This is a genomic window from Microvirga sp. 2YAF29, assembly GCF_052114605.1.
Taxonomy (GTDB): domain Bacteria; phylum Pseudomonadota; class Alphaproteobacteria; order Rhizobiales; family Beijerinckiaceae; genus Microvirga.
On sequence record NZ_JBFRFB010000005.1, the window covers coordinates 166,699 to 186,170 of the forward strand.

At 63.9% G+C, this 19,472-nt stretch carries 22 protein-coding genes; 16 read left to right on the plus strand and 6 right to left on the minus strand.

Annotated features, from left to right (window positions below):
- Nucleotides 1-14: 14 nt before the first annotated feature.
- From AB4Y85_RS08735 to AB4Y85_RS08750, 4 genes are all read left to right on the plus strand, one after another.
- Nucleotides 15-866: a heme/hemin ABC transporter substrate-binding protein gene (locus AB4Y85_RS08735; RefSeq protein WP_441984491.1), complete on the plus strand. Its 852-nt coding sequence runs from the start codon at nucleotides 15-17 to the stop codon at nucleotides 864-866.
- Nucleotides 863-1,936, plus strand: a complete 1,074-nt coding sequence (locus AB4Y85_RS08740; RefSeq protein ID WP_441984492.1) for a FecCD family ABC transporter permease — start codon at nucleotides 863-865, stop codon at nucleotides 1,934-1,936. The genes AB4Y85_RS08735 and AB4Y85_RS08740 overlap by 4 nt, the downstream gene beginning before the upstream one ends.
- Entirely contained in the window at nucleotides 1,933-2,727 is a 795-nt protein-coding gene (locus AB4Y85_RS08745; RefSeq protein ID WP_441984493.1) for a heme ABC transporter ATP-binding protein, read from the plus strand. Before AB4Y85_RS08740 ends, AB4Y85_RS08745 begins: the two co-directional genes overlap by 4 nt.
- Nucleotides 2,728-2,869: 142 nt before the next feature.
- Entirely contained in the window at nucleotides 2,870-3,391 is a 522-nt protein-coding gene (locus AB4Y85_RS08750; protein ID WP_441984494.1) for a hypothetical protein, read from the plus strand.
- On the opposite strand, the gene AB4Y85_RS08755 is transcribed toward AB4Y85_RS08750, so the two are convergent.
- Nucleotides 3,385-3,636 carry a DUF6894 family protein gene (locus AB4Y85_RS08755; RefSeq protein WP_441984495.1) on the minus strand — a complete coding sequence of 84 codons (252 nt, stop codon included), beginning with the start codon at nucleotides 3,634-3,636 and terminating at the stop codon, nucleotides 3,385-3,387. The two genes, AB4Y85_RS08750 and AB4Y85_RS08755, sit on opposite strands and share 7 nt — an antisense overlap.
- Nucleotides 3,637-3,638: 2 nt before the next feature.
- On the minus strand, nucleotides 3,639-5,390 hold the full coding sequence (locus AB4Y85_RS08760) for a histidine kinase famiy protein (RefSeq protein WP_441984496.1): 1,752 nt from the start codon (nucleotides 5,388-5,390) through the stop codon (nucleotides 3,639-3,641).
- A 357-nt stretch (nucleotides 5,391-5,747) separates the two neighbouring features.
- Here AB4Y85_RS08760 and AB4Y85_RS08765 point away from each other — a divergent pair, with 357 nt between their 5' ends.
- Nucleotides 5,748-6,176: a translation initiation factor 2 gene (locus AB4Y85_RS08765; RefSeq protein WP_441984497.1), complete on the plus strand. Its 429-nt coding sequence runs from the start codon at nucleotides 5,748-5,750 to the stop codon at nucleotides 6,174-6,176.
- A gap of 20 nt (nucleotides 6,177-6,196) precedes the next feature.
- Here the strand turns inward: AB4Y85_RS08765 and AB4Y85_RS08770 are convergent, their stop codons facing one another.
- Together AB4Y85_RS08770 and AB4Y85_RS08775 are read right to left on the minus strand one after the other, a co-directional pair.
- Complete coding sequence (locus AB4Y85_RS08770) at nucleotides 6,197-7,096, minus strand: sigma-70 family RNA polymerase sigma factor (protein WP_441984498.1); 900 nt, start codon at nucleotides 7,094-7,096, stop codon at nucleotides 6,197-6,199.
- Complete coding sequence (locus AB4Y85_RS08775) at nucleotides 7,086-7,550, minus strand: carboxymuconolactone decarboxylase family protein (RefSeq protein ID WP_441984499.1); 465 nt, start codon at nucleotides 7,548-7,550, stop codon at nucleotides 7,086-7,088. Before AB4Y85_RS08775 ends, AB4Y85_RS08770 begins: the two co-directional genes overlap by 11 nt.
- Nucleotides 7,551-7,903: 353 nt before the next feature.
- On the opposite strand from AB4Y85_RS08775, the gene AB4Y85_RS08780 reads away from it, so the two are divergent.
- Together AB4Y85_RS08780 and AB4Y85_RS08785 are read left to right on the plus strand one after the other, a co-directional pair.
- Nucleotides 7,904-9,262: an NAD(P)/FAD-dependent oxidoreductase gene (locus tag AB4Y85_RS08780; protein ID WP_441984500.1), complete on the plus strand. Its 1,359-nt coding sequence runs from the start codon at nucleotides 7,904-7,906 to the stop codon at nucleotides 9,260-9,262.
- A gap of 182 nt (nucleotides 9,263-9,444) precedes the next feature.
- Entirely contained in the window at nucleotides 9,445-10,338 is an 894-nt protein-coding gene (locus AB4Y85_RS08785; RefSeq protein WP_441984501.1) for a YihY/virulence factor BrkB family protein, read from the plus strand.
- Nucleotides 10,339-10,465: 127 nt separating this feature from the next.
- Here the strand turns inward: AB4Y85_RS08785 and AB4Y85_RS08790 are convergent, their stop codons facing one another.
- Nucleotides 10,466-11,017 carry a sigma-70 family RNA polymerase sigma factor gene (locus AB4Y85_RS08790; protein WP_441984502.1) on the minus strand — a complete coding sequence of 184 codons (552 nt, stop codon included), beginning with the start codon at nucleotides 11,015-11,017 and terminating at the stop codon, nucleotides 10,466-10,468.
- A 207-nt stretch (nucleotides 11,018-11,224) separates the two neighbouring features.
- Here AB4Y85_RS08790 and AB4Y85_RS08795 point away from each other — a divergent pair, with 207 nt between their 5' ends.
- From AB4Y85_RS08795 to ptsN, 9 genes are all read left to right on the plus strand, one after another.
- A complete protein-coding gene (locus tag AB4Y85_RS08795; protein WP_441984503.1) occupies nucleotides 11,225-11,758 on the plus strand; it encodes a response regulator in 534 nt (177 codons plus the stop codon).
- 98 nt (nucleotides 11,759-11,856) lie between these two features.
- Complete coding sequence (locus tag AB4Y85_RS08800; RefSeq protein WP_441984504.1) at nucleotides 11,857-12,345, plus strand: hypothetical protein; 489 nt, start codon at nucleotides 11,857-11,859, stop codon at nucleotides 12,343-12,345.
- A gap of 224 nt (nucleotides 12,346-12,569) precedes the next feature.
- The gene (locus tag AB4Y85_RS08805) at nucleotides 12,570-13,184 is read left to right on the plus strand and encodes a ribonuclease D (protein WP_441984505.1); all 615 of its coding nucleotides are present in this window, start codon (nucleotides 12,570-12,572) and stop codon (nucleotides 13,182-13,184) included.
- Nucleotides 13,185-13,342: 158 nt separating this feature from the next.
- Entirely contained in the window at nucleotides 13,343-14,032 is a 690-nt protein-coding gene (gene lptC, locus AB4Y85_RS08810; RefSeq protein WP_441984506.1) for an LPS export ABC transporter periplasmic protein LptC, read from the plus strand.
- The gene (locus tag AB4Y85_RS08815; RefSeq protein WP_441984507.1) at nucleotides 14,029-14,646 is read left to right on the plus strand and encodes an LptA/OstA family protein; all 618 of its coding nucleotides are present in this window, start codon (nucleotides 14,029-14,031) and stop codon (nucleotides 14,644-14,646) included. The genes lptC and AB4Y85_RS08815 overlap by 4 nt, the downstream gene beginning before the upstream one ends.
- 102 nt (nucleotides 14,647-14,748) lie before the next feature.
- Nucleotides 14,749-15,540 carry an LPS export ABC transporter ATP-binding protein gene (gene lptB, locus AB4Y85_RS08820; protein ID WP_441984655.1) on the plus strand — a complete coding sequence of 264 codons (792 nt, stop codon included), beginning with the start codon at nucleotides 14,749-14,751 and terminating at the stop codon, nucleotides 15,538-15,540.
- A gap of 359 nt (nucleotides 15,541-15,899) precedes the next feature.
- Nucleotides 15,900-17,324, plus strand: a complete 1,425-nt coding sequence (gene rpoN / locus AB4Y85_RS08825) for an RNA polymerase factor sigma-54 (RefSeq protein WP_441984508.1) — start codon at nucleotides 15,900-15,902, stop codon at nucleotides 17,322-17,324.
- Nucleotides 17,325-17,432: 108 nt separating this feature from the next.
- Entirely contained in the window at nucleotides 17,433-18,008 is a 576-nt protein-coding gene (gene hpf, locus AB4Y85_RS08830) for a ribosome hibernation-promoting factor, HPF/YfiA family (protein WP_441984509.1), read from the plus strand.
- A gap of 97 nt (nucleotides 18,009-18,105) precedes the next feature.
- Nucleotides 18,106-18,564: a PTS IIA-like nitrogen regulatory protein PtsN gene (ptsN, locus tag AB4Y85_RS08835; protein WP_441984510.1), complete on the plus strand. Its 459-nt coding sequence runs from the start codon at nucleotides 18,106-18,108 to the stop codon at nucleotides 18,562-18,564.
- Between the two features lie 89 nt (nucleotides 18,565-18,653).
- On the opposite strand, the gene AB4Y85_RS08840 is transcribed toward ptsN, so the two are convergent.
- Nucleotides 18,654-19,388, minus strand: coding sequence for an SIMPL domain-containing protein (locus AB4Y85_RS08840; RefSeq protein WP_441984511.1), 735 nt, complete (start codon nucleotides 19,386-19,388; stop codon nucleotides 18,654-18,656).
- Nucleotides 19,389-19,472: the final 84 nt, after the last annotated feature.

Sequence of the window (19,472 nt, forward strand, 5' to 3'; positions counted from 1 at the left end):
GTCGGAGCCTTCAGATGCTGTCGCGACGCTCTCTTCTCCTAACGCCGTCCCTCCTCATTCTGCCGCGCATGGCCCGCGCAGAGGCGCCGCGCCGGATCGTGAGCATCGGCGGCGCGGTCACCGAAATCCTCTACCGCCTCGGCCTCGACCAGGAGATCGTGGGCGTGGATTCCACCAGCCAGTTTCCGGCGGACGCCCTCAAGACGAAGAAGGATGTGGGCTATATGCGGGCGCTGGGTGCCGAGGGCATCCTCTCGCTCAACCCCACCCTCGTCCTCGCCACCGAGGGCTCAGGCCCACCGGACGCCCTGCGCCTCGTCGAACAGGCGGGCGTGCCGATCATCCGCATTCCCGATGAGCCGAGCGCGGCGGGAATCCTGCGCCGTGTCGAGCTCGTGGCGCAGGCCGTGGGCGCTGCCGAGCGTGGAAAAGCGCTTACTGGTGAGATCGAGCAGGGCTTCGCGCGCCTGTCCGAGCAGAAGAAGAAGGTCGACCTGAGCGTCCGCGCGCTCTTCGTGCTCTCGCTCCAGAACGGAAGGCCGCTCGTCGGCGGCCAGGGCACCACGGCGGATGCGATGCTGGGCCTTGCCGGCGCCACGAATGTCGCCTCTTCGCTCGTTGGCTGGAAACCTCTCTCGGACGAAGGCATCATCGGGGCGGCGCCCGATGCCATCGTGATGATGGATCGCGGCCCCGGCGGCGCGGCGCCCGATCCGTTCGCGCTGCCCGCCTTTGCCGGAACGCCTGCCGCCGCGAAGCGCCGCCTTGTGGTGATGGATGCGCTCTATCTCCTGGGCTTCGGGCCGCGCACGCCCGATGCGGCGCGTGACCTGATGGCAGCACTCCATCCCGACCAGATGCCATGACATCCATGGCCTTCGATGCCGCGGCGCTGCCCCGCAACCGTAAGAGCGCGCTGCTGCCTGTGCTCGTCGTTCTGGTCGTGATCGTCAGCCTCGGCGCGCTGAGCCTCGGCGCGACTGGCGTGCCCGCCTCGCGCGTTCTCGCCGTTCTCACCGATACACTCGCAGGACAGGGCACCCCGGTAGGCGGCGATGCGCTCATCATCCTGCAGGTGCGGCTGCCGCGCCTTCTGCTCGGCCTGCTCATCGGTGCGGCGCTCGCCTCCTCCGGCGCGCTGATGCAGGGCCTGTTCCGCAATCCCCTCGCCGATCCCGGCCTCGTCGGCGTGTCAGCCGGCGCGGCTCTCGCGGCGGCGGCGACGATCACGTTGGGCGATGCGCTTCTCGCGCCGCTCGTCGGCCCCCTGCCGTTCAGCATGCTTCCCATCGGCGCGTTCTTCGGCGGCTTGCTCACCACGCTCGCGCTCTATGCCATCTCGACCCGCAGCGGTCGCACCGCGATTGCGACCATGCTGCTGGCGGGCGTGGCTCTCAGTGCGCTATCGGGCGCGCTCATGGGTGTGCTCGCCTATATCAGCGACGACCGGCAATTGCGCGATCTGTCGTTCTGGTCGCTCGGCTCTCTCAGCGGCGCGACCTGGACGAAGGTGTCCGCCGCAACGCCGCTCATCCTGCCGACGCTTCTCGCAACGCCTTTCCTTGCGCGCGGCCTCAACGCCCTGTCACTCGGCGAGGCGGAAGCCTTTCACCTCGGCGTGCCGGTGCAGCGGGTGAAGGCCATCGCGATCCTGCTTGTCGCCGTATCGGTCGGCGCATCCGTTGCCTGCGCGGGCATGATCGGGTTCGTGGGCATCGTGGTGCCGCATGTGCTGCGCCTTATCGTAGGAGCGGATCATCGTATGCTCCTGCCCGCCTCCGCGCTCCTCGGCGCATCGCTGCTGGTTGCCGCCGACACCGTGGCACGCACCGTTGCCGCTCCGGCGGAACTGCCCATCGGCATCCTGACCGCTGCCATCGGAGCGCCGTTCTTCCTGTGGCTTCTGATGCGCCGCAAGGGAGGGCTGGTCCTGTGAGCCCGATCATCGAGGCAAAGGGCGTTTCCTATCGCAGCAACGGGAGGGCCCTGGTGCAGGAGATCGACCTCGCCATTGCGCAGGGCTCCTTCACCATCGTGGTCGGACCCAACGGCGCCGGAAAATCGACCCTGATGCGCTTGCTGTGCGGGGAACTCACCCCAAGCAACGGCGCGGTCCTGCTGAGGGACCAACCCCTCACCTCCATTCCCGCCTGGCGCCTGGCCCATGCGCGGGCCGTCATGCCCCAGGCTTCGGAACTGAGCTTCCCCTTCACCGCCTTCGAGGTGGCGAGCCTCGGTGTCGAAGGCCTCGGACGCGGCCTTTCCCGCAGCGAGCGGCAGCGCCTGACCCTTCATGCCCTCGACCGGGCCGATGTGGCGCATCTGGCAAGCCGCAATTACCAGACCCTGTCCGGCGGCGAGCGCCAGCGCGTGCATTTCGCCCGCGTACTCGCGCAGCTCGCGGCGGGGCGCACGGTCGAGGACCGTCAGATCCTGTTTCTCGACGAGCCGATTGCCAGCCTCGACCTGAAGCATCAGCTCGCCCTGCTGGAGACCGCACGCGATCTCACCCAAGACGGGCTAACGGTGGTCGCCGTGCTGCATGATCTCCAGCTCGCAGCCGGGATCGGCGATGGCGTGGTCCTCATGAACCAGGGCCGCCTCGTCGCGCGGGGAGCGCCCCATACGGTGCTGACGCCTTCGCGCCTCGCGGAGGTGTTCGGCGTGGCGGTGAATGCAGGCCAGCTCCCGCCCGTGCCCTGGCGCCTAGTGCAGGCGGAATTGTAACTCTTATTCCCAGGAATCACAGGGTTCCGGCTCGCCGGAGAGATTGCCGCTACGTCAACTCAAGCCTAAGCTTCCCGTCATCCCAGGCCAAAGATTGCGCCATGAACGAGCGCAACAGACCGGCCGGGCGGTGGGGGCACCGTTGCGGACATTCTCAAGATCATGGCTCTGCGGCCTCGCGGCCGGGTGGCTTGCGGCATGGCCCGCTTTCGCGGATACGCCCGCCGCCCTCGACCGCCGGCGCATGACGCCCGTCAGCGATGCGACGGCCTTCCTCTCGCCCGAGCGGGCCGCTGTTGAATGGATTGCATTGAACTTTCCGCCCGACACGCAGGTCGTGGTGTTCGCCCCCTGGCAGAGCGAGCCGCTGGCGCTCGGCCCCATCGGGCCGCTCTATCGCTGGATCGAAGAGGGCAAACTGTCCTGTCGGTTCGATGCCACGCCACGAGACAAGGGCCTCCAGATCATCGAATGCGAGGAACCGGGACAGGGGGACAGGATGTCCCTCTCCGTCGAGTATAAACCCGAGACCGGAAGTTTGCGCTTCGACGAGGGGCATCTGCCCGGCATCGGCCACGTAGACCGGCAGGACATGGGCTTCCTTCTGCGCAGCATCTATGACGGGGCGGGTAGCCTGGAGAGCGATGAAACCGCCGGTCAATGATGCGGCGGCGGCTTGAGCTGGATCGCTTCGAGGAAAGGAAATTCCAGGACGATCTCACCTTGATCGTCCTTCACCTCGATATGGGAGGCAGCCCAGTTCACGGGCTTCTCGAACGGGGTTTCCAGAAGGCCGCGAGCCATGGCCTGCGATAGCTCCCAGGCCTGATCCGCATCGCGAAGCTCCTGGCCCTCCGGGTCGGCGAGTACGTTTCCACTCAGATGCAGGTTGAAGAAATAGCGTGGCATGATCACCCCTCGTGGCCGGGTCCTTTGGGCGGATTCGGATTGGGCGGGCGTCGCTGCCGACCCCGATTGCTCAGGGCCGCGCGCACCCGATCCGCGAGTTCCTTACGGCGATATGGCTTGCCCAGCACATCCGCATCCTTGGCCGGCTGGCCTTCGACCAGAAGGTCTTCATTGTAGCCGGTGGTCAGCAGCACGCCAATGCTGGGCGCGCGCTCACGGATGACTTCGGTCAACGCGAGACCGTCCATGCTTCCCGGCATCACCAGATCCGTGAAGAGCAGGTCGATCTTGCCCTGAGAACGCTCGAATACCGCAAGCGCATCATCCGCGTTGACTGCCGTCAGAACGGTATATCCGAGCGCCGTCAGATGCTCGCGGGCGAGTTCGAGAACATCGGCGCTGTCTTCCACGACGAGAATCGTTTCCGCCTTCCCCTTCGGCTCGTCATGAGACGGCTCACGCCGCATCGGCCGCAATTCTCCGCTCTCTTCGGTCGCCGGGAACAGCATGCGCAGGGTCGTGCCCGCGCCGCGCTCACTCTTGATTTCGAGCCGCCCGAGGGATTGCTGCACGAAGCCATGAACCATGGCGAGGCCGAGCCCCGTGCCCTTGCCCTGCCCCTTGGTGGTGAAGAAGGGCTCGATGGCCCGCTCCGCCACATGCGGCACCATGCCGGCGCCGGTGTCGCTGATCGAGAGCGCCACATAATCGCCCGGCGGCAGTTGGTGGGCCGGCGCATCTCCGTTGAGAGAGACCTTCTCTGTCGAGATGGTCACGGTGCCGCCCTGGGGCATCGCATCTCGCGCGTTGATGAGCACGTTGAGAACGGCCATCTCCATATGCACCGGATCGAGAAGTGCCAGAGGAATCCGTGGCCGGAGATTGAGCTGGATATCGATGTTGGGACCGGCCGAATTCTCCAGCATCTCGCCGAACGCCACGACGAGGGTGTTGAGATTGGTGGGCTTCGGTTCGAGGCGGGTCTTACGCGCGAAAGCCAGGAGCTGCTTCGTGAGCTTCGAGCCGCGCTCGGCGGCGCGGCTCGCATTCATCAACGGACGACGTAAGGATTCCTGATCCGTGCGCGAAAGGGCCAGCTCCAGATTGCCCGCGACCACCTGGAGCAGATTATTGAAATCGTGCGCGAGCCCCGCGGTGAGCTGGCCGATGCTTTCCATCTTCTGCGCTTGGCGGAACGCCGCCTCCGAGCTTCGTCGCCGCGTCACATCGAGCTGCGAGGCGAAGAAGTAGAGAAGCTTGCCCCGATCGTCGAAGACAGGTCCCAGGAAGCAGGCGTTCCAGAACGGGGTTCCATCCCGTTTATAGTTCATGATCTCGACCGAGACGGCACGACGCTCCTTCACGGCCTCGCGCAGCTCGGTCAGCGTCTCGGGGTCTGTGTGGGCGCCTTGGAGGAATCGGCAATTGCGGCCCAGCACCTCCGATTCTTCATAGCCCGTGAGATCCTGGAAGGCCCGGTTGGCGAAGACGATCGGATTGTCCGGCAAGTTCGGATCCGTGAGGACCATGGGCATGCGGGTCATCTCAATGGCGGCGAAGAAGACGTTTCCGCGCTCGCTAAGCCCCGGTCTCGTGATCGTGGCTTCCTGCCAATGCATGACGCCCGGACCTCCGGTGGGATTGAAGCTGTCATGCTCCTGCTTCCCGGCAGCCGGAATGCCCGCGCTCTGCCCACCTCCCTGGATGTCCGGCTTACTCAGATCTTTGTCGTCGGAATTGTCATCCGGAAGCATAGACGGAACTACTCTATCTGCCTTGCGGCGCTATCGAACGGCACCTCACAGGTACCGACATGTGAAACCCGGGCTTTTTATGACCCACGCAGGACCACCTCCTTCGCGTGCAGCGAAGGAGAACAACTTCTCCAGCGGCTTGCGCCTTCGATCGAACAGGATCGCCGGCGAGAGGAGACGCTTCCTGCCGGAAGCCGTGAGAGGGGCGTGCTTATGAGGCGGGCCTGCTAAGATCAGAACACATGATCCAAATCGCGGTTCCGATGCGATCGATGCACGAGCCTACTGGCAAGCGTAGCTGCGAGCGCTACCTGCTGATGAGTCTCGTCATCATATGTCTGCGAACAGGGAGCATTCATGAAGATCAGGGTTGTGGGATGTGCGGTCGGAGTACTTCTGTCTCTGACGGCGTGCAATACAGTGACGCGCGGCACGGAAGAACCCGTGACGATCACCTCCACGCCGGCCACGGCGCGCATCTGGACGTCCCTTGGACATGAATGCCCGAAATCGCCCTGCGTCGTCACCGTCAACCGGAGGACGGAATTCACCGCCCATGCCCAGGCCAGAGGATATCGCCAGGGTTCCGTGCTCGTGAAAACGGCGCTTACCGAGAAGGCCGCTCCCGGCGTGATCGGCAACGCGGTCCTTCCCGGCGGTTCCGTGGGCCTTGTCATCGATGCCGCCAATGGCGCCATGCTCGATCATACGCCCAACCCCGCCCATATCGAACTTACGCCGATGAGCCGGTCACGCGCCCGGCGCGTCCGTGGCCCTGGCGTGTGACGGGAGCCGGTCCCTAAGAGTCACTGCCTACGGCTCATGCCATCCTGATCCGCCACAAGCTCCAGCACGTGTTGGAGCTTGTCGGGATTGCGCGTGACGTAGATGTTCGTGATGCGTCCATCCTCGATGGCGAAGGCCGTCGTTTGGAGAACACCGCTTCGCTCATGGCTGATATAGCCCGGCAGCCCATCGATCCAGACCGGCCTGACCATCCTCACCCAATCGCTCCCGAGCTTGCGATGAAGGCTCCTATAGAGCCGCAGCACGCGATCAACGCCCGTGATTGGATTAATGAAGGCAAGCACCTTGCCGCCGCCATCGGACTGCACGACGACGTTCGAGGCCAGCATGGACTTGAGCGTGCTGATATCGCCGTTGTTCACCGCCGCGAAGAAAGCCTTGGCGATGTTCTCGCCCTCGTCGCGGGATACGGGAAAGCGCGGACGGGCATCCTGCACATGCTTGCGCGCCCGGGAGGCGAGCTGACGCACCGCCGGGGCTTCCCGATCCAGGGTCGTGGCGATCTCGTTCAACGGCAGGCCGAACACGTCGTGCAGCAGAAAGGCCGCGCGCTCCAGGGGTGAAAGGCGCTCCAGCGCCATCATCAATGTCATCGTGAGATCGTCGGGATCGACAATGTCGTCCTCGATCTCGACAAGCGGTTCGGGCAGCCACTCGCCCACATAAATCTCGCGTTTCGCTTTGGCCGATTTCATCTCGTCCAGGCACATGCGCGTGACGATGCGGGATAGGAAGGCGCCGGGCTCGCGGATCTCGGCATGATCCGCCTTCCGCCAGCGCAGCCACGCCTCCTGCGCCACATCCTCGGCCGCCGCCTGCGATCCGAGCATGCGATAGGCGAGGCGCACCAGCCTTTGGCGGTGCGCCTCGAAGAGTTCGGTGGCCTGGTCAGGCAGCATGGCGTGCTTCATCCCTCGGATGCTCGACCCTGAACCCGACCTGCAGCCGGTTCCACACATTGATGGTGCCGATGGCAAGGGTCAGGTTGACCTGCTCGACCTCGGTGAACTCGGCCTTCAGGGCTTCATAATCTGCATCCGACGCGCCGGTTTCCGCAAGCCGGGTAAGAGCCTCTGTCCAGCCCAGGGCTGCGCGCTCGCGCAGGGTAAAGAACGACGATTCCCGCCATGCACTGAGAAGGTGGAGCCGCATGTCGCTTTCGCCGTGCTTGCGCAAGTCGGTCACATGCATGTGAATGCAATAGGCACAGCCGTTGATCTGAGAGGCGCGCAACCTCACAAGTTCCATGAGGTTGTGGTCCAGGCCGCTGCCGGCGAGAGTCGTTTCGAGCGCCATCATGGCCTTGATGGGCTCGGGGGCGACCTTAAAGGGGTTTGCCACGCGCTGTGTCATCGTCGTCTCCGTTCTTGATCTGGGCATGCCCTCATGACGAGATGGCGGTGCCGAATGTGACATCGGACACGGTGATGAGATGAATTGCTCACTCATCCGACCGTGCCTCACCGCAAAGACGATTGACGATTCGGCGGTGTGACATGGCGCCATGAAAAATCGGAAAATCCTTCGAGATGTGCGAAAGAGCGCGCCTTTGCATGCTATCTCAGAAGAATGCACGGTCTATCGCCAAGCCGTAGTATCTACGGGAAATCCAAGCCCTGGGAACATCCGTGATGCCGCTCTACTTTCACGTCGGGGAGGCCTCGTCGGAAGGGGCTCTCTTCGCGCGGCAACAGCGAGAGCTCAAGATGGCCGATACACCAAGGGTCGTGATCGTCGGGGCGGGCTTCGGCGGATTGACATTGGCTCAGTCCCTGGCGCGGGCGCCTGCCGATGTGACGGTGATCGACCGCAACAACTTCCACGCCTTCCAGCCCCTGCTCTATCAGGTCGCCACCGCCGCTCTGTCGCCTGCGGATATCGCCTGGCCGATCCGCAGCATTCTCAAGCGCCAGAAGAACGCATCCGTGCTCATGGCCGATGTGACGGCGGTCGATGCGGATGCGCGCGTCGTTCATGCCGGGCCTGTCACCGTTCCATATGATTATCTCGTCCTCGCGACGGGGGCGACCCATTCCTATTTCGGGCATCCCGAATGGGCCTCGGTCGCTCCGGGGCTCAAGCAGATCGAGGACGCCACCGCCATCCGCCGCAAGGTGCTGATGGCCTTCGAGCATGCGGAGCTGACGGGGGACATCGAAGAGCAGCGGCGCCTGCTCACCTTCGTGGTGATCGGAGGCGGCCCGACCGGCGTCGAGATGGCGGGCGCCATCGCGGAAGTGGCGCATCATGCCCTGCCCGCCGAGTTCCGGCGCATCGATCCCCATGCGGCGCGCGTCATCCTCATCGAGGCGGGGCCCCGTTTGCTGCCCGTATTCCCGGAGGATCTTTCATCCTATGCCGAGCAGGCCCTCGAGAAGATGGGTGTCGAGGTGATGACCTCGGCACCGGTTACGAATTGCGATGAGGGCGGGGTCGATCTCGGCGACACGCGGATCGAAGCCGACACGATCATCTGGGCCGCAGGCGTCGTCGCCTCGCCGGCCGCGGAATGGCTCGGCGTGGAGAAGGACAAGGCGGGGCGGATCAAGGTCGGGCCGGATCTGACGGTCCCGGGTCATCCTGAGATCTTCGCCATCGGCGACACGGCGGCGGTTGTCGATGCGGAGGGAAAGACGGTGCCCGGCATCGCCCCTGCCGCCAAGCAGATGGGGAAATACGTGGCGGATGTGATCGCCGCGCGGGTCGAGGGCCGCCCGGCCCCCGACCCCTTCCGCTATCGGCATCAAGGCGATCTCGCCACGATTGGCCGCAAAGCCGCCGTGGTGAAGCTCGACCGCCTTCACCTCCGAGGCTTCATCGGATGGCTGTTCTGGGGTTTCGCCCACGTCTATTTCCTCATCGGCCTGCGCAACCGGGCCATCGTCGCCTTCACCTGGTTCTGGAACTATCTGACCTACCAGCGCGGCGCCCGCCTGATCGTGGACAGCAAAGCGTCGCAGAAGGAAGCGAACAAGGATCGGGTTCAGCGGGAAGCCGCAGCCGTTGATGTGAGGCGGAAGTCGGAACCAAGCGCGAAACGCTCCGCTGGAGCGGATTGGGGCTGACAAGCCGTCAGGTCGAAGCACTCTGACTTTACGGCCCCCACCCTCACCCTCCCCGCAAGGGGGAGAGAACCCGCGCAGCGCTTTACGACCCAGACATCGAGGTGAGACCATATTGGGCCTTGCCAGGATGCGCGCTTGATCGCATCAAGGTCACATTGTCACCAAGGCCCACCCTACGCTTCATGCTGCTCGCCGCCCTCCACACCCGTGCCTGCTCCGTTCTGGCGCCCATCGCCGACGCGGCCTCGCGCTTTTCGCGCAATGACGGTTTGGCGATGGCGAGCCATGTGGCGCTCTCCCTCGTCATCGCGCTGTTCCCGTTCCTGATCTGCGTGGCGGCGCTGGCGGCTTTTCTCGGGGCGGGGCGCATCTCCACCCATATCGTCCATTTGCTGTTCGATTTCTGGCCGGAGGGCGTGGCTGGTCCGCTCGCGAAGGAGGCCGACAAGGTTCTCGTGCCCCGCCGCGACGTGCTGACGATCAGCATTCTCGTGACCGTTCTGGTGGCGACCAACGGCGTCGAGAGCATCCGCGTCGCCCTGTGCCGCGCCTATGGGGTCGAGCGGTTCCGGCCCTGGTGGCTGGCACGGCTCATCGGCGTGGGCTTCATCCTGGTGGGCGCGGGCGCGCTCGTGGCCGCCTCGGTGCTCGTGGTGCTGTGGCCTTCCTTCTGGCGTACCCTCGTGGCCTATATGCCGGACCTCGGTTCCTTGCGCCTCACCTATGACGTGGTGCGCTACGTGCTGGCCACGATCGTGCTCGTGCTGGGCCTTGCCGCCACGCATATCGGCCTGCCCGATACCCGTCCGCGCCTGCGGGACGTGATGCCCGGCATCGCCGCCACTCTCGTCCTGTGGCTTGCGGGCGCCACGCTCTATGGCGAGTTCCTGGCGAACGTCACCCATGTAAAGGCCACCTATGCGGGCCTGGCAGGCATCCTCACGGCGCTCATCTTCCTGCAGATTTCCGCCGCCATCTTCATCTTCGGGGCCGAGCTGAACGCGGCTTTGCGCAGGGTGAACGGGGCGCGCGACGAGGCGCCGCTTCCGCCCGCGATCCAGGCTGCACCGGTCTGACGGGCTGTCCGCTCAGCTTACGCCTTCGTCCCCCTCCTTAGGGCGTTTACACCCTCTCGGCCGAAAGCTTCATCCTCTGAACAACCGAACGTCACTGTTTGTCATGGGCAGTGACGTTCCCTCATCCCTACATGGAAGAATGCATGTAAAGCGCGGCCTGGACGAGCTTGTCGGGGCCGAGGTCGTCACGGGTGTCGAGATGCATCAGTTCCGCCAGGCGCCGCCGCGCACGATTGATGCGGCTCTTGATGGTGCCGATATTGGTGCCGCAGATCCGCGCCGCATCTTCGTAAGTAAGCCCTTCCGCGGTGACGAGCAGAAGCGCCTCGCGTTGATCGATGGGGAGCTTGCCGAGAGCTTTCAGCATGTCGCTGAAATCAAGGTGCGCTCCCTGCTCCGGCAGCACCGCCACTTTCTCGGCCCGAGCCCCTTCGGGATCCTCGACCTCGCGTTTTCTGCGGCGCGCCAAGGTCAGAAAATCGTTGCGCAGGATCGTGAAAAGCCAAGCCTGCATGCTAGTGCCGGGAGTGAACTTATCGAGATTGCTCAGGCCCTTCAGCAACGCGCCCTGAACCAGGTCGTCGGCTCGGTCCACGCTGCCCGAAAGCGAAATCGCGAAAGCACGCAGATGCGGGATGGCAGCAAGCATCTGCTGCTTCAAGGCTGTTTCAGCCGCCATGGTGCCTCCCTTCCGACTTCAGAACATGGAAGCAGACTTCCGTTAGAGCGCTGGTGCATTAACCTATGTGAACCCAGGCCGCGATTGAGGATCACTTTCAGGTGGTGGGAATGATAGCCCAATCGCCTTCCGGCAAATGTCTTATCGACTCGTTGCGCGCAGAGATTGACGGACGAGCGGGGTTTACTTCTTCCGGCTGTTATTCACATGAGTGAATGTGCGTCCGCAGATTTGCGAGAGAATCTATCGGTAATCGATTCGCTTATTCGTCGACTTAAGAATGCCTATCGTGAATTTGCATGGAGCGTTTCACGACAATACGAGTTGGTGGATTGCATGACAGACTCAATCATCCAGCCTTGCTGCATGATCGTGGAAGACCAGGCTCTCATCGGAATGTCGCTGGAAGCCTCTCTCGAGGAAATGGGTTTTCGGATCGAAGGTCCGTTCATGAGCAATGCGCAGGCCCTGCGCTGGCTTGAAAGCGAAACACCGGACGTCGCGCTTCTGGATTTCATGATCAAGGACGGAACATCCCTCGAGGTGGCGCGGGCCCTGAAGAGCCGCGGCATTCCTTTCGCCATCTATTCAGGTCTTTCGCCGAGGGTGGATTGTCCGCTGGAATTGCGCGGCGTGCCATGGCTGGAAAAACCCGCAAGCCGCGAAATGATCGCGGCCATGCTGGGAGAGATTGCAATGTGCAACGCCGCTTCAGCGCCCGCGAAGATCTCAAGGGGCTGACGGGCAAAGCGCCTGAAAGCCGGGCCTTGCCTGCCAGACAAGGGCGGAACATCGGGATATGACATGCCGTTGTCGTCCAGATTGTCCTGGAGGGCACAATGCGTACTTCCTTGAAGACCCTGCTGGCTGCGGCCCTGATTTTCGGTGGCGCTACCGCGCTTGAGACCACCGATGCCTCCGCTCAGCCCCGTTGGGGAGCCCGCGCTCCCGCAGGTGATACCTATGCACCTCGATTCGGGGGCCGCGCCTATGGTCCGCCGGGCGCATATTACAGATACCGTGGCGGTTACGGCTATCGTCCCGCTTATGGCTATCGGTCTGGTTATTACGGACGCCGCTACGGTGGATATCCCTATTATGGCTACAGGGGCGGCTACAGGTATTACAATGGCGGCGCGGCGGCAGCCGGTCTCGTCGGCGGGCTAGCGCTGGGCGCGATCGCGGGTGCCGCAAGCAATCCCTACTATCATGGCTCCGGTTATTACCGCCCGGCTTATTATGCTCCCGGCCATTGCGTCGTGGAGCGCCGCCGGGTCGTGAACCGCTACGGGCGCGTGGTCTTCCAGCGGGTCCGCACCTGCTATTGATGGCCTTGACGCGACAAGACTCGAACAAGCCCCGCCCCGCGCGGGGCTTTCTCGTTGGTTGATGTCATCTTGAAGACGGCTACAGCCCGTGCCATCGTTCGAGAGCTGCTTCCATGAAAGTGAAAACAGCTCTCGTCTTGGTTTGCCGCATTTTTTTGCGGCGAACCGGATTCACATCGCCTAAAAATGCTCTGGCTCAAGATGCGGCCAGTACCGGAACCCTCATGACCACGCGCTTTCATCGCGGCGACCTGCCCGCGAACTACAAGCCCGGCCCGGCGATTGCCGTCGATACCGAGACGCTCGGCCTCAATCCCCATCGCGACAGGCTCTGCGTGGTGCAGATCTCGAAGGGTGACGGCGATGCGGATGTGGTGCAGATCCTGAAGGACGGCCCCAGGCCCGAAAACCTGATCAAGGTGCTCGCGGATGAGAGCGTGCTCAAGATCTTCCACTATGCCCGGTTCGACCTGGCGGCGCTCTTTCACGCTTTCGCGAGCATGCCCCGCCCGGTCTATTGCACCAAGGTCGCCTCGCGCCTCGTGCGCACCTATACGGACCGGCACGGCCTGAAGGATCTCACGCGGGAGCTTTTGAGCGTCGAAATCTCCAAGCAGCAGCAATCCTCCGACTGGGGCGCCGATACGCTGACGCAAGCCCAGCTCGATTATGCGGCCTCCGACGTGCTCCATCTGCACGCGCTGAAGGACAAGCTCGACCGCATGCTGGAGCGGGAAAACCGCCTAGGCATTGCCCACCAATGCTTTTCGTTCCTGCCGACCCGTGCTCAGCTCGACCTTCTGGGCTGGGCCGAGACCGATATTTTCGCCCACAGTTGACGCAGGCTTAAACTTTCCAGCATAAACCTTATATCCGTCATGACATCGCCATCACATTCCTGCATGGCGCCGTACCTTAAGAGACGGAAGAGGTTGGAACAGCAGTGGCGGGACTTCAGGGCACCACATTTCAAGGTGGCCCGGCATCGAGGCCGGTTGTGCGCACGCGCGCCTTCAAGAAGGCGAAGCGCCATTCGCGCTGGGTGCGGTTTGCCAAGTTCGCCATTCCCCTGGGCTCCGTGATCGGCATCGGCGCCGTCGGGCTCGTGGCCTATCTCGACCCGTTCCGCAAGATCGAGAACCTGAGCTTCAACGCGGTCGGGGTCAGCGGCACCAACGTGACCATGGAAGCCCCCAAGCTCACCGGGTTCAAGAACGACAACCGCCCCTACGAGGTGACCGCCAGCGCCGCCACGCAGGACGTGCGCAAGCCGAACTTCGTGGAGCTGAAGGACCTGCGCGCCCGCATCGTCACGGACGACAAGGGCAGTGTGGCCAATCTCGAGGCCGCTATCGGCATTCTCAACACCCAGAAAGAGCAGATGAACCTGCGCAAGGACGTGAAGGTGCGCACCGATTCCGGCCAGCAGGTCATGCTCCGCTCCGCTTTCGTGGACTTCAAGACCGGCTCCGTCGTGTCGAACGAGCCCGTCACCGTGCTGCTCGGCACAAATGGCCAGATTCAGGCCGAGGGCCTTCGCGTCATCGACAACGGCAAGCAGATGTCCTTCAAGGGCCGGGTGCGCACCACGTTCCAGCCCGCCGATTCTCCCAATTCAGCCAGCACTGGCACCGCCGCGTCTCCCGCTGCGGCGCCTGCGGCCCAACCTCCAAGTGTCCGTCCATGATGAGCTTCACCCGCGCCGCGCTCGTGCTTGCGCTTGCCCTTCCGGCCACCGCCGCTTTCTCCCAGGCCTCGAAAGAGCGTGCCGTGGGCTTCGGCAATTTCGGTTCCAGCAAAGAGCCGATCAAGATCGATGCCAACAAGCTCGACGTCTACGACAAGGAAGGCCGCGCCGTCTTTACGGGCGACGTAGTGGCGGTGCAGGGCGAAAGCACCATGAAATGCTCGCTCATGACCGTGTTCTATGAGCAGAACCGCGACCAGCAGGGCGGCGCCCAGCCGGCCCCCGCCGCGCAGCAGGGCCCCAGCGAGAGCGCGATCAAGAAGATCGACTGCACCGGGCCCGTCACCATCGTGTCGAAGACCCAGGTCGCCACCGGCGACAACGCCACCTTCGACCGAGGCGCCAACAAGATCCTGCTCATGGGGAACGCGACCTTGAGCGACGGCCCCAACGTGACCAAGGGCGAGCGTGTGACCTACGACATCGATACGGGCGTCGCCAATATCGATACCAAGCCCGGCGGACGCGTCCGGGCCCTGTTCGTACCCGGCCAGGGCGGACCGGCCCCCACGGGCGCCGGCAACGCCAAGCCGAAGAAGCCGGCAACGAACTAAAAGGACCGACTTCGAGTCCGTCCGTCCTTTCCCTCTTTCGCGATTGTGCCAGTGAAGCCCTTTTTCAACCGCACCCAACCCGGCGCCTCGACCACGAGCCTTCTGGACCGCGTTCCGGCGAGCTCCGCGCCTGCGTCCTTCCTCAGCCATGACGGATCCGTTTTCGGCGGCCCGGGCATCCTGGCCGTGAAGGGCCTGCAGAAGAGCTATCGCGGCCGCACCGTGGTGCAGGATGCGGGCCTCAACGTGCGTGCGGGCGAGGCGGTGGGCCTGCTCGGCCCCAACGGCGCGGGCAAGACCACGATCTTCTACATGATCACCGGCCTCGTCTCGGCGGATCGCGGCGTCATCAGCCTCGATGGGCACGATGTGACGGGCCTTCCCATGTACCGCCGCGCGCGCCTCGGCATCGGCTACCTGCCGCAGGAAGCCTCGATCTTCCGTGGCCTGAGCGTGGAAGACAACATCCGCGCCGTGCTCGAAATCGTGGAGCCGAGCCGCAAGGAGCGCGAGCGCAAGCTCGACGCGCTTCTCGAAGAGTTCAACATTTCGCGCCTGCGCAAAGCTCCCTCCATTGCCCTGTCGGGCGGTGAGCGCCGCCGCTGCGAAATCGCCCGCGCGCTTGCGGGCGAGCCGACCTTCATGCTCCTCGACGAGCCCTTCGCCGGCATCGACCCCATTGCCGTGGGCGACATTCAGAACCTGGTCCGCCACCTCACCCGGCGCGGCCTCGGCGTGCTGATCACGGACCATAACGTCCGCGAGACCCTGGGCCTCATCGACCGCGCCTATATCATCCATTCCGGCCGCGTGCTCACCGAGGGCTCGCCGGATGCCATCGTGTCTAACGAGGAAGTGCGGCGTCTCTATCTCGGCGAGGATTTCCGTCTCTGAAGATATGACGCGGGCTCTTTCCCTCCTTACGGGGAGGGATCAAGGGTGGGGTCGCAAAGTCAGAGTGCTTCGACCAATCCAGCCAGCACAACAGCCCTACCATGTCATGGAAGGCCTTGTGCCGGCCATCCCGGTTGGAAAAGCGCGGCGCTTCAAACAATCGAGATCACCGGCACAAGGCCGGTGATGACGTCAGTATGGACTGGTTTGATCGCTCACCCAGCCTAGCCCTCCCCGCAAGGGGAGGGAATGAGCGTGCTGTTTCTAGGACGACGTACCTTTTGACGGACCGGCAGGCATCGGCGTAAAAAGAAGGAAGGCATGCAAGGAGCGTGCCGGAAACGTCGCTGGGTGCCGTGATGAGTTCCATGCAACGGCTTGAGCTGCGCCAGGGCCAATCCCTGGTCATGACTCCCCAGCTCGTTCAATCCATCAAGCTGCTGCAGCTCTCGCACGCCGAACTCGCGGCCTATGTGGAGGCCGAGCTCGAGCGCAATCCTCTGCTCCAGGAAGGCGATGTCAATGGCGATGCGCCTCCGCCGAGCCTCGCCGATTTCCTGCGCGCCAAGCAGAAATATACGGAGGCCGGCTCTCGCATGGTGCCCGGTCCCGCGCCGCTCAGGGGCGAAGCGGTAGCGGGCGCCTCCGGCCAGGCTCCTGCCGGCCATACGGAGCTGAAGCCGGAGCTGGAGGCCTCGATTGCGGGCTCAGTGAGCCTGACCGGACATCTCGAGGGCCAGCTGGACCTTGCATCCGCCGATTCACGGCTACGGGCCATCGGCCGGGACCTCATTCACAGTCTCGACGAGGCCGGATACCTCACCGATGACCTCGCCGAGGTCGCTGCCCGGCTCGGCGTGCCGCTGGCCGAGGCCGAGGCGGCTTTACACCTGATCCAGACCTTCGAGCCCGCGGGCGTGGGCGCGCGAAATTTAAGGGAATGTCTGGAAATCCAGCTCAAGGAGCGCGACCGGTTCGATCCGGCCATGCAGGCCCTGCTCTCCCGCCTCGATCTCCTCGCCCGGCAGGATTTCGCGGCCCTCCAAAGGCACTGCGGCGTCGACCGGGAGAATCTGGCGGACATGATCGCCGAGATCCGCCGCCTGGAGCCCAAGCCCGGCCTCGCCTTCGTCTCCGCCCCGATTCACGTTCTCGTGCCCGATGCCCTGGTGCGGTCCTCGACCGAGGGCAGCTTCATCGTGGAGCTGAACCCCGAGACCCTGCCGCGCATCCTGCTCAACCGCTCCTATTATGCCGAGGTGGCCAAAGCAGTACGGCAGGAGGAGGATAAGAGCTTCCTGTCCGATTGCTTCCAAGCCGCGAGCTGGCTTACCCGCAGCCTGGACCAGCGGGCCAAGACCATCCTGAAGGTCGCGACCGAGATCGTGAGCCAGCAGCAGAGCTTCTTCAGCGAGGGCATCGGGTCGCTGCGTCCCATGACCCTGAAGAGCGTGGCGGAAGTCATCGGCATGCACGAATCGACCATCTCCCGCGTTGCCGCCAACAAGGCTATCGGCCATGCGGGCATGACCTACCCCATGAAGTTCTTCTTCAGTGCCGCGACCGGCGAGGGCGAGCACTCCGCGAAAGCCGTGCGCCACCGGATCAAGCAGCTGATCGACGCCGAGGAGCCAAGCGATGTGCTCTCGGATGAGGCACTTGCCCAGAAAATGAAAGCGGAAGGCATCGACGTGGCCCGCCGCACGGTCGCCAAATACCGGGAGGCCTTGCGCATCCCGTCCTCCGCCGAACGCAGGAGGCGGAACAGGTACAGGGCCTCATGAGCCGCGAAACGCTTGCCGGAAAGCTCGCCGAAAAGCTTGCATTGCCGATGGGGACGGTCATCATCGGCTCAAGACCCCACTAACCGGGGCAGGGAAGAAGGAAACGCCATGACATTGAGAATATCCGGCAAGAATCTCGATATAGGCGAGGCTCTTCAAGGCCAGGTCAGGGACCGCGTGGCGGGGGCCATGTCGAAATATTTCGATGGCGGCTATTCCGGCCATGTGACAGTCGCCCGCGACGGCACCGGCTTTCGTACCGATTGCGTGCTCCACCTGACCTCTGGCATGACGCTCGAAGCCTCCGGCGCGGCCCAGGACGCCTATTCCAGCTTCGACCAGTCGGCAATGCGAATCGAAAAGCGCCTGCGCAAGTACAAGCAGCGCCTGAAAGGCCATGCCGTACCCAATGGCGGCCGCGAGAGCGGCCTGGAAGCGCCTTATGCGGTGCTGGAATCTCCCACCGACGAAGCGGTCGAGGAAGAGGCTTATCACCCGATCGTCATCGCGGAGACCACGAAGCCGCTGCATCGCCTTTCGGTCAGCGATGCGGTGATGAATCTCGATTTCACCGGCGCTCCCGCCCTTGTGTTCATCCACGCTAGCACCGGACGCGTTAACGTCGTATACCGCCGCGGCGACGGAGCGATCGGTTGGGTCGACCCGCCGCCAGCTCAGCCTTGAAGGATAGCCCGATATTGAAGGGTAACCCTCTTGGCCCGGTTTTTGCCTGGAACGGTTGGAGGCTGAATAAGCTTCACACCATAATGCAGCGTGATCGATGCCCTTGCTGGATTTTCTAGACCCCCAGGCCGTTCTCCCCGCCTTGCGCGTGAGCGGCAAGAAGCAGGCCCTTCAGGAGCTGGCTGCGCATGCGGCCCGCCTGACGGCCCTGCCCGAGAACGCCATCTACGAAGCGCTGCTTCAGCGCGAACGCCTCGGTTCGACCGGGATCGGCGAGGGAATCGCCATTCCCCATGGGAAGATTGCGGGCCTCACCCGCATCTTCGGCCTCGTCGCCCGGCTGGAGAAGCCCATCGATTTCGAGGCCCTGGACGGCCAGCAGACGGATGTTCTCTTCCTGCTGCTCGCGCCCGAAGGGGCCGGCGCCGACCATCTCAAGGCCCTGGCGCGGGTCGCGCGGGTGCTGCGCGAGCCCGGCCTCATCGAGCGGGTGCGCGCCACCAAGGACGCGACGGCCCTCTACGCCATCATGACCGAGATGCCCAAGGCAGCCTGAGCGCCCACTGGTGCATCGAAGATACGCTCTTTATAGAGTGGAGCATCGGATCTGACCCCAAAAGCGGGTCCACTTTTGGGTCCGATGCTCTACGGGCGCTCGGCGATTTCCCACACCATCTGGACATTGGCCGTGTAGCGCAGGGTCGCGGGCGGCACGATGGGCGCTTCCATAGGGGCGGCTTTCGCCATGGACCGCATCTGCACGCCATCATTGAACTCCGCCGCATAGGGCTGAGCCGAGCCGTCACTGATGGTCAGAAGCTTGCCCAGGCCCACGCCCGCGGCGTCCGCATAGAGCTCCGCCTGACGGCGGGCATCCTTCACGGCTGCGCGGCGGGCGGCATCGCCACCCTCTTCCTGCCGGTTGAGGCCGAAGGAGACGGACTGGAACAGCATGTTGCTGCCGGACAGGATCTCGCCCGCGATGCGCCCGACGCCGTCGAGATCGGTGATCTTGATTCGCAGGCGGTGCTGGGCGGTGAATTTCGGCACCTTGATCTCCTTGCCATCCTTGTCCGTGCGGATCGGCGTCTCGAAGACCTGGAAGTTCTGGGTACGCACATCGTCCTTTTTCACGCCGAGGGCCCCGATGCGGGCGATGGCGTCGTCGGACGATTTCTTGTTGTCGGCGACCACCTTCGGCACCGTATCGCCTTCCGTCTCCACCATGACGACGATGGTGGCGAAGTCCGGCTTCAGCTCGGCTTCGCCCGTTCCCATGACGCTGATGGTGGGCTGGCGGGGAGCCGGTGTCGGCTGGGCGAGTGCCGGGGCGGCAAGGCCGAGAGCGGCGGCGAAGGCGAGAGTGTGGACAAGGCGCATGGTCGTAACGTCCTTCAAAAGACAACAGCTCCGCCCGAAGGCGGAGCTGCAAGGGCGTTACATCTTGTCAGGAGAAACCTGAGC